Here is a 9063-nt window from a genome sequence, read left to right on the forward strand (position 1 = left end):
GCCGGGATCGGCGCCGAGCGCGGCCGGCGGCGCTTGCGGCCGACCCGGACCAGAGACACCGCCGGGCGGCTCAGCGCGCCGGCGAGCCGGTGCGCGTTCGCCGAGGCGTGCTCCAGAGCATCGAGCACGGGATGGTCCGCCTCGGGGCGCCCGGGGCCGTTCGGATCCGCCGGCGACGGAACAGTCGAGTCGTCTCGCGTCATCGCGTCCTCCCTGGAGTTCGGCGCGCCGGGACCGGCCGGTCTGCTTCCGGTCGACGGCGTCCGCCCATGTCGGGCGCGTCCCATGGTGACAAGGCGACGGCCGCGGCCACGAGGTGATCCCCGCTACTGACCGCATGGACAGGTTGACTGTGTCAGCGTGGACGGAAACTGGTGACGGTGACCCGTCCGGTGCGTAGTGCGGGAACTGACGGACCGGCACGGGTCAGTGGGCGCACGCCGGTGATGGGAGGCGAAGGTGTCGGAGATCGAGGTACGCAGACTTCGGGTGTTCACCGACGAGACCGGTGCCGCGGGCGGCCTGCTCGACGTCGTGCTCGATGCCGCGAAGCTACTGCCCGACGCCCGGGAGCGGGCGGTGGCCGCGCGGCGCCTCGGTGCGGCGGCCACGGTGTTCGTCGACGACGTGGAACTCGCCGAGCTGGCGGTTTACACCCCCGGGCGGCAGCTGCCGACGGCGGGTGACGCGCTCGTCGGGGCGGCCTGGCTGCTCGGCCGGCTCGTCGGCGGGCATCCGGCCGTCCTGCGGCCAGCCGGTGGTGACGCGGTGAGCTGGCAGGAGAACGGTCGGGTGTGGGTCCGCGCGGCGCTGGCCGGGCTGCCCGGCTGGACGCATCACCAGGTGGCCGGCCCGGCCGAGGTCGACGCGCTCACGTTGCCGCGTCCCGCCGGTGAGGACCTGCGTCAGGTCTGGGCGTGGCTGGCCGAGCCGGCCGGACTCGTGCGGGCCCGGGCATTCGGCGAGCGGCACGGGGTCGCCGAGGACGAGGCCTGCGGATCGGCGTCGATGCGGCTGGCCGTCGAGCTGGACCGGCGCCTGGAGATCCGCCACGGCGTCGGGTCGGTGGTGCTGGCCGCGCCCGGCCCGGCCGGCTTCGCGGACGTCGGTGGCCTCGTCGTGGAGGACGAGAGACGGCTCATCGACGATCTCGACGAGTTCCTCGCCCGCTGAGGTGGCGCAGCGCAGGCGGCGGCCTCAGCCGGACGCGTCGGCCGGGGAGCGCAGGGCGCGGGTCCAGGCGCCCTCGGTGATCTCCCCGCGGGCGTCGATGATCGCCCAGTCGATGACGTCGGCGCTGGGGATCCGCAGCAGTGCGCCCATCCGGATGTGGGCCAGCGACGGGTGGGCGCCGTCGTTCAGGCTGCGACCGCGCAGCACGGTCGGACTCGGCCAGGTGGACACCTTCGCCCACGGCCACTCGGCCCCGTCCGGGATCGCCACCTGATGTCGAACGATCAGGCTGCCCAGCGGCGGGAGGTCACGGCCGAGGAAGCGGCGGCGGAGGTCGGCGAGACGCGAGCGAGCGGCAAAAATCGCCTGGTCCCGGGCTAGGGGGACATTGCTGGCAGCCATGGAGGCGATGGTAGTCGAAAGCTGTCGCAGGGTAGGCGTGCCGGCAGGAGTTTGGCACGTTTCGTTCAGGCAGCGATCGCATTGCGTGATGAGGGTCGGGATGCGATCGTCGTCATCCGGGCGTAACTTCGAGTTATCGGCAACTTTCCGTAAGGAATCTGTCTCCTACCGGCGAGGTGACCATGGCTGAGGCGTTGATGACCCTGGTGGACGCGGCGCACTCGGATGCCGCCCGCCTCGTCGGGATGGCTGGTGGCTCCGGCGACGCGGCCGGGGCCCCGGATGGCCCCCCGTCCGACCCGAGACAGGCCCTGCACGCCAGTGACGCCGCCGTCGCGGCGATCTCCGCCCACCTCAGTGTGATGGAGGCCGTGGTCTACCCGGAGCTGGCCCACCGGGTGCCGGGCAGCCGGCCGCGGGTCGCCGAGCTCGGCCGGCTGGCGCGGCGGTGCTCCTCGGTGATGCGAGGCATCGAGCAGTACGTGCAGGGTGATCTGAAACACCCGGCGGACAGCGTCGCGAGCCTGCGCCACGACCTCGCCGCGCTGCTCGAGGCGCACACGCGGGCCGAGGACGAGCTGCTCCGGGAGCTCGACGAACGGCTGACCGACTCCGAGCGGCACCGCCTGCTCGGACGCTTCGCCGCCGCCATGCGCCACGCCCCGACCCGCCCCCACCCGCACCTCGGGCACGGCGGTGCCGTGGGCGGCGGCCTGGCGCTTCGCGTGCTGGGCACCGTCGACCACCTGCTGGACGTGATGGACGCCCGGGAGGTGGCCGGCGCTCCCGTCCGGGCGCCCGCGCCCGCCGGGCTGTGGGGCTGGTACCTGTTGGGCCGCCCGACGTCTCCCGCCCCGGAGTGGCCGGCCGCCCAGACCCCCGGTGCCGGCGGGGAACCGGCGCTGCCGGGTACGAAATCCCCCCGGTCCAGTGCCGATATGCCCTGACCTGATGGTGAGAGGTCGCTGACCAGGGCCGGGCGGTCTGCCCGTTCGGTGCTCCCCGCCACGCGTTCGCCCCTCGACATGCCATGCTTCGGGTCCATGATGGGCCGAAATAGCCCGCGCATCGCACTGCCGAGGAGAGAGTGTCAGCAACCGAGAGCGCCGCGGTCCGCGCGTCGGAGTCCGAGCCGGCGAACGTGATCTGGCCGATCCTTCTCGTCGAGGATGACGACGCCGACGCCTATCTGGTCGCGGAACTGCTCGACGAGGCCGCGGCGCCGGTCGAGGTGACCCGGGTACGCACCGTGGCCGAAGCGGTGCGTGGCAGCGCGGGGAGTGCCTGCGTCCTGCTGGACCTCGGCCTGCCCGACAGCGAGGGCCTGTCCGCGCTGCGCCGGCTGCTCGCGGTCGAGTCGGGCGCGCCGGTGGTCGTGCTCACCGGCCTCGTCGACGAGTACCGAGGTGCCGAGGCGGTGGCCGGCGGCGCCCAGGACTATCTGGTCAAGGGCCAGGTCGATGGCCGAGACCTGGTCCGCGCCGTGCGCTACGCCATCGAGCGCAAGCGGGCCGACACCGCCGCCCGGGCGCTGCGCGAATCGGAGCTGCGCGCCAACGAGCGGGCCCGCCTCGAACGCGGCCTGCTGCCCCGCCCCCTCTACGACGACCGCCGGCTGCGACACACCGTCCGCTACCGCCCCGGCCGGCGCCAGTCGCTGCTCGGCGGCGACTTCTACGACATGGTGTCGACGCCGGACGGCACGGTGCACATCCTGCTCGGGGACGTGTGCGGGCACGGGCCGGACGAGGCCGCCCTCGGGGTGAGCCTGCGCATCGCCTGGCGCACCCTCGTGCTCGCGGGGGTCCCCGAGGCCGACCGTCTCGGCGCCCTGCAACGGGTGCTGGTCAGCGAGCGCCTGCACGACGAGATCTTCGCGACGGTCTGCGCGCTCTCGGTCGCGCCCGACCGGGCCAGCGCGCGGATGCGCCTCGCCGGCCACCCGCCGCCGGCCCTGCTGCACCCCCAGCTCGCCGCCCTGCCGGGCGACGTCGTCAGCCCAGCCCTCGGCATCCTCGACGTGGACCTGACCGAGGAGGTCCACGTCGACCTCGGTTCCCGTTGGGCGCTGCTGCTCGCCACCGACGGCCTGCTGGAGGGGCGCGACGGCCCTGGCGGGGAACCGCTGGGCTGGGAGGGCGTACTGCCCGAGATCTCCCGCCTGTGGCCCGTCGGCGGCCCGGACCATCTGCTCGACACCCTCATCGACCGGGTCGAGGCCCGCAACGGCGGCCCGCTCACCGACGACGTCGCCCTCCTGCTCCTGCTCTGGGGGGACGACTGATGGCGACCTCGCCGGAGCCGGCCTCACCCCCGGGACAGGTCTCGACGCCTGGGCCGGCCGTGGCGCCGCCCGGCGGCTGGCTGCTGCGCCGTCGGCTTGGCGTGACCTACGTGATCGCCGCGACGCTGCTGCTGGTCATCGCAGGCACGGTCGCCTGGTCGCTGCTACGGCTCGAGGACGCGATCCACACCCGCAGTGACGAGCTCGCGCCCGCCCTGCTGAGTTCCACCCAGCTGGTGAGCAGTCTGGTCGACCAGGAGACCGGCATGCGCGGTTTCCTGCTGCAGGGCAGCGAGGAATACCTGATCCCGTTCAACAACGGGCGCCGCCAGGAGCAGATGTACCTCGCCGACCTGCGCCAGCGCCTGGCTGGCCGACCTGATCTGCTGGCCAGGGTGACGACGCTCGACGAGCGGACCCGCGCCTGGCATACCGACTACGCCGATCCCGCGCTCGCCGCGGTGCGCTCGCGCGGGACCGCGGCCGCCAAGCAGGTGCCGCTGGCCCGTGGCAAGGTGCTGTTCGACCAGGTCCGGGCGGCGTCCGACGACCTGGGAACAGCGCTGCGCGCGCGGACGGCGATCGCCCGCCACAACGTCACCAGCGCGGTGCGGTTCCTGGTGACCGCGCTGTCGATCGGCACGGCCGTGCTGATCGCGCTGTTCACGGCGATCGCCTGGGCGCTGCGGACCTGGGTGACCCGCCCGATCGAGCAGATCGGCCGGGATGCCCGCACGGTCGCCTCCGGCGAACTCGACCACGTCGTCGAGCCCGCCGGGCCGCCGGACCTCGTTGCGCTCGCCGCGGACGTCGAGTCGATGCGCCGGCAGCTGCACGGCGAGCTCGGGGTGGCACAGAGTGCCCGCATCGCGGTCGAGGCACAGGCCGACGCGCTGGCGCGGTCCAACCGCGACCTGGAGCAGTTCGCCTACGTCGCCTCGCATGACCTGCAGGAACCGCTGCGCAAGGTGGCCAGCTTCTGCCAGCTGCTGGAACGGCGCTATGGCGACAAGCTCGACGAGCGGGGCACGCAGTACATCGCCTTCGCCGTCGACGGCGCGAAGCGGATGCAGCAGCTCATCAACGACCTGCTGGCGTTCTCCCGGGTCGGGCGCACCACGGAGAACTTCGTCGAGGTGCCGCTCGGTGACCTGTTCGGCCGGGCCACCACGACCCTGTCGCTGACGATCGAGAGCCTGCACGGCGAGGTCACCGCGGACGAGCTGCCCGTGGTGCGGGGCGACCCGGTGCTGCTGACCCAGCTACTGACCAACCTGATCGGCAACGCGCTGAAGTTCCACAGTGACGAGCTGCCCCGGGTGCACCTCGCGGTGACCGAGCAGCCGGAGCACTGGGAGTTCGCCCTGCGGGACAACGGCATCGGTATCGATGCCGAGTACGCCGAGAAGATCTTCGTCATCTTCCAGCGGCTGCACGGCCGTGAGGTCTACGAGGGAACCGGGATCGGACTGGCGCTGTGCCGGAAGATCCTCGAGTTCCACGGTGGCCGGATCTGGCTGGACGCCGATGCCCACCCGGGTACGACCTTCCGCTTCACCCTGCCCCGCCAGGCGGGGCTCACCCCGGCGGTCGCGCCCGTCGCCCTCGTCGGCATCCTGGCCGCCACCGGCGCCGGCGGCGGGACCAGCACCGGCCTGGCTCCCGCCGCCAGCGAGGCTCCCCCGATCACCAGCACACCCGGAGGTTCCCCGTGACCGAACCGATCGTCCCTGTCGAGGTGCTGCTCGTCGAGGATGACCCCGGCGACGTCCTGATGACCCGCGAGGCCTTCGAGGACCACAAGCTGCGCAATCACCTGAACGTGGTCAGCGACGGGGTGGAGGCCCTTGCCTACCTGCGCGGCGAGGGGCAGTACGCGGGCGCCACCCGCCCGGATCTGATCCTGCTCGACCTCAACCTGCCCCGGCGCGACGGCCGGGAGGTCCTGCGCGAGGTCAAGGCGGACGATCGGCTGCGGCGGATCCCCATCGTCGTGCTCACCACCTCCGAAGCGGAGGAGGACGTGCTGCGCAGCTACGACCTGCACGCCAACGCGTACATCACGAAGCCGGTGGATTTCGAGCGGTTCGTGGCCGTCGTCCGCCACATCGACGAGTTCTTCGTGACCGTCGCCCGGCTCCCCGGTCAGTAGTGCCACCTGCCGCTGCGCCGGCCGGTTCATCGCCTAGAGTGCGGGCATGGCGACCGGATCGGTACCCGCCCCGCGGCGGGCCCGCGTGCAGCGGCAGGCTTTGGCCGAGCTGCTCACCGAGCTCGGCCCGGGGCATCCCACGCTCTGCGCCGGCTGGACCAACCACGATCTGGCCGCTCACCTCGTCACCCGCGAGCACGTGCCCTGGGCCGCCCCGGGCCTGCTGATCGGCGGTCTGCACGGTCTCACCGAGCGGGCCGAGCGGGCCACGATGCGCGCGCGCACCTATCCCGAGCTGGTCGAGACCTTCCGCGCCGGCCCGCCCTGGTGGCAGCCGACCCGGATCGGGCTGTTCGACGACGCGACGAACTTCGTCGAGTTCTTTGTCCACACCGAGGACGTCCGCCGCGCCGCCCCCGGCTGGAAGCCGCGGGAGCTCGACGAGACGGGCCGGGGCGCGATGTGGGCGGCCCTGCGGCTGATCGGCTTCGCCGGGTTCCGCCGCGCCGGCGTCGGCGTGGTGGTCGAGCGCGTCGACCGGCCGGGCCGGCGTGTCCTGCGCTCCGGCGAGCCCGGGGTGGAGATCGTCGGCATGCCGGAGGAGCTCGTCCTGTACGCGTTCGGCCGGACGGCCGTCGCCCAGGTCGAGCTGCGCGGGGCCGAGGCCGAGGTCGAGCGCCTACAGGCCAACCCCGTCGGCCTGTAGGCGCCGCGCCCGGGGCCGCCGGCTGCGAGGCTGGTGGTCATGCACTCGAAGTCCCGGTTGGCCGCGCGCGTGGTGCTGGTCGATCCCGCTGACGCGATCCTGCTGCTCGAATCGCATGATCCGACCCTCGCCGCCGCGCCCCGCTGGTGGCATGTGCCCGGGGGCGGCCTGGATCCGGGGGAGACGGCCGAGCAGGCCGCGATCCGGGAGGTCTTCGAGGAGGTCGGCTATCGCCTCGCCGAGCCGGGGCCGGTGGTCGCCACCCGCCGCTCGGCCTTCACCTACCTGGGGCGGGACTACCGGCAGGCGGAGACGTTCTTCATCGCCCGGGTGCCGCACCGGCTGGAGCTCGACTCCTCGTCCTGGACCGAGATCGAGCGTCGGTCGATGCTCCGCTGGGCCTGGTGGAGCATGCCGCAGCTGCGGGCGACGACGGAGACGGTGTACCCGACCGCCCTCGCCGGGCTGGTCGAGGGCTGGTTGCGGTCCGGCCCGCCGGCGCGGCCGGTCCGTCTGTAGGACCAGGCCCGCACCGGCGGGGTCGGGCTGCTTACCAGAGCGAGGCGTAGGTGGCGGCGCCGCTCGGGTTCTCCGTCGGGTTGATCAGAGATGAGTGCACGTTGCCCGCCGCGGAGTCGTTGAAGTACGACTCGTAGGCCAGCACGTCCTTGTTCGCCTTGAACGTGTTGTACATGTTGCGGATGTAGACGGGATTGTCGCCGCCGGCCGCCCCGCTCCTGCCGGCGCCGGTGTCGGACTTCCCGACCAGGCCCCATTCCGGCACCGAGAACTGCTTGCCGTGCTGGCGGGCGAAACGGATCACCGAGCAGAGTCCGGTGTCCTGGTTGCACTGCGAGGTGAACGCGGCGTCGGTGGTGCTCGCCGGCCACTGGTCGTAGCTGTCGATCCCGATGATGTCGACGTAGGCGTCACCCGGGTAGACCGACCAGGCGCCGCCGCTGTGGGCGTTGAGCGCCCAGTCGATGCGGGCCTGCGGGTCGGTCGAGCGGATCGCGCTGACGACCTGGCGGAAGCAGTTGACCCAGGTGGTGGCGTTGGTCTTGGACACCGACCAGGGGAACCAGTTGCCGTTGAACTCCCAGGCGAGGCGGGTGATCGTGGCCGGGCGGCCCTTCGCGACCAGCCAGCGGCCGTACGCGGCCCACTGGCTGGAGTAGGCGCCGTTCGCGCAGGAGTTCATGTCGCCGCCGCCGGTGGGGAAGAACGGCTGCGAGATCACCCAGGTGCCGGGGAACGTGGAGAACTTCTCCGGTCCGCTGCCGACCCACGGGTTGGTGATGTTCTTCCAGCTGTCCCGGGCGGCGAAGGTCATCACGACGGACGCCGGGGAGCCACGGAAGGCCTCCCAGGCCCGCAGTTGCGTCAGAGAGCCGGCGGACACGCCGCTCATCCCGCCGGGCACGGAGCCGCCGCCACCACCGGCCGGCACGGCGGGGGCCGCGGGCACCGGCGGGGCCTGTGGGGCCCGGGTGGTGGGGGCCGGCGCGGTCGGCGGCCGGGTGGTCGTCGTCGTGGTCGTCGTCGTGGTGACCGGGTGGCTGCCCGAGCCGGTCGCCCGTGGGTCTCCCGGGGTCGCGCCGGCGGTCGGGATGGTGGCGGGGGTGCCGGGACGCGCCGTCGCGGTGGGCCTCGGGGTCGGCCTGGGGTGGTGTGGCCGGATCCGGGCGGCGGCGGCTTCCACGGTGGCGGAGCCGTCGTTGGTGTCATCGCTCGGAACGAGCGTCCAGCCCAGTCCCGCGGCGAGCAGCGCGAGGACGCCGAGCGAGGCGATCCAGGCAGGGCGCCGCGGGCTGCGGCTGCGGCGGCGGCGTGAGCCGGCGCGGCCGGTGGTAGGCGGATTGGGCGGACGCTCCACTCGGTGTTTCACCGGGTATCCCTCCGTGCGTGGCGTGTCGGCGTCAGAACCCCCCCGGGTCCCGGGCTTCGAAACCGAAGCTCATGACCTCCATGTCGCGCAGCGGCCAGAGATGTGGGTGTGTGGCCGGGATACCCCCTCGGTGTCCCGACCGCCTTCCTGGTCACCCGACCAACTTCCTGGTCAGATGTGACCAGACATTACACGGACGATTTTCACGCCGCCGTCCTGGCATGAGAGTTATGCACGATTTGCCCTAGCTATCGGGCTGTGAGCGATGTGTGGTCCTTGTTCCATTGGTGGGATTCGCCGTCCCTAGGTCACGAGGGGTTCCCCGTGAGTGCACGTCCGGGCGCCCGGACTGAGGGGGGGGGGCGGGGCCCCCCCCCCCCCCCCGCAGGTCGCCCAGGACGCTGCGGCGCACCGCCGACTCGCGATCCTCGGTGCTCCCGCCGAGGCCGCGCAGCACG

Annotated in this window: 9 protein-coding genes and 1 pseudogene; 7 read left to right on the forward strand and 3 right to left on the reverse strand. The window is 72.8% G+C overall.

Going from position 1 to position 9063, the window contains the following annotated elements; genetic code table 11:
• A pseudogene (locus tag MXD58_RS13365) lies at positions 1 to 203 on the reverse strand (hypothetical protein); the annotation flags it as partial.
• Positions 204 to 459: 256 nt separating this feature from the next.
• Here MXD58_RS13365 and MXD58_RS13370 point away from each other — a divergent pair.
• Positions 460 to 1173 (forward strand): PhzF family phenazine biosynthesis protein, encoded by a 714-nt coding sequence (locus MXD58_RS13370; RefSeq protein ID WP_248837598.1) that lies wholly within the window; start codon positions 460 to 462, stop codon positions 1171 to 1173.
• A gap of 24 nt (positions 1174 to 1197) precedes the next feature.
• On the opposite strand, the gene MXD58_RS13375 is transcribed toward MXD58_RS13370, so the two are convergent.
• On the reverse strand, positions 1198 to 1575 hold the full coding sequence (locus MXD58_RS13375) for a hypothetical protein (protein WP_248837599.1): 378 nt from the start codon (positions 1573 to 1575) through the stop codon (positions 1198 to 1200).
• A gap of 182 nt (positions 1576 to 1757) precedes the next feature.
• Between MXD58_RS13375 and MXD58_RS13380 the strand changes: the two genes are divergently transcribed.
• From MXD58_RS13380 to MXD58_RS13405, 6 genes are all read left to right on the forward strand, one after another.
• Positions 1758 to 2522 carry a hemerythrin domain-containing protein gene (locus tag MXD58_RS13380; RefSeq protein ID WP_248837600.1) on the forward strand — a complete coding sequence of 255 codons (765 nt, stop codon included), beginning with the start codon at positions 1758 to 1760 and terminating at the stop codon, positions 2520 to 2522.
• A 140-nt stretch (positions 2523 to 2662) separates the two neighbouring features.
• Positions 2663 to 3859 carry a PP2C family protein-serine/threonine phosphatase gene (locus MXD58_RS13385; protein ID WP_248837601.1) on the forward strand — a complete coding sequence of 399 codons (1197 nt, stop codon included), beginning with the start codon at positions 2663 to 2665 and terminating at the stop codon, positions 3857 to 3859.
• The gene (locus MXD58_RS13390) at positions 3859 to 5574 is read left to right on the forward strand and encodes a sensor histidine kinase (protein WP_248837602.1); all 1716 of its coding nucleotides are present in this window, start codon (positions 3859 to 3861) and stop codon (positions 5572 to 5574) included. The genes MXD58_RS13385 and MXD58_RS13390 overlap by 1 nt, the downstream gene beginning before the upstream one ends.
• Entirely contained in the window at positions 5571 to 6011 is a 441-nt protein-coding gene (locus MXD58_RS13395; protein ID WP_248837603.1) for a response regulator, read from the forward strand. Before MXD58_RS13390 ends, MXD58_RS13395 begins: the two co-directional genes overlap by 4 nt.
• 46 nt (positions 6012 to 6057) lie before the next feature.
• A complete protein-coding gene (locus MXD58_RS13400) occupies positions 6058 to 6717 on the forward strand; it encodes a TIGR03085 family metal-binding protein (RefSeq protein WP_248837604.1) in 660 nt (219 codons plus the stop codon).
• A 39-nt stretch (positions 6718 to 6756) separates the two neighbouring features.
• On the forward strand, positions 6757 to 7236 hold the full coding sequence (locus tag MXD58_RS13405; protein ID WP_248837605.1) for an NUDIX hydrolase: 480 nt from the start codon (positions 6757 to 6759) through the stop codon (positions 7234 to 7236).
• Between the two features lie 31 nt (positions 7237 to 7267).
• On the opposite strand, the gene MXD58_RS13410 is transcribed toward MXD58_RS13405, so the two are convergent.
• Entirely contained in the window at positions 7268 to 8605 is a 1338-nt protein-coding gene (locus MXD58_RS13410) for a glycoside hydrolase family 26 protein (protein WP_248837606.1), read from the reverse strand.
• Positions 8606 to 9063: the final 458 nt, after the last annotated feature.

Origin of the sequence: Frankia sp. AgKG'84/4 (assembly GCF_023242965.2) — a bacterium.
GTDB lineage: Bacteria > Actinomycetota > Actinomycetes > Frankiales > Frankiaceae > Frankia.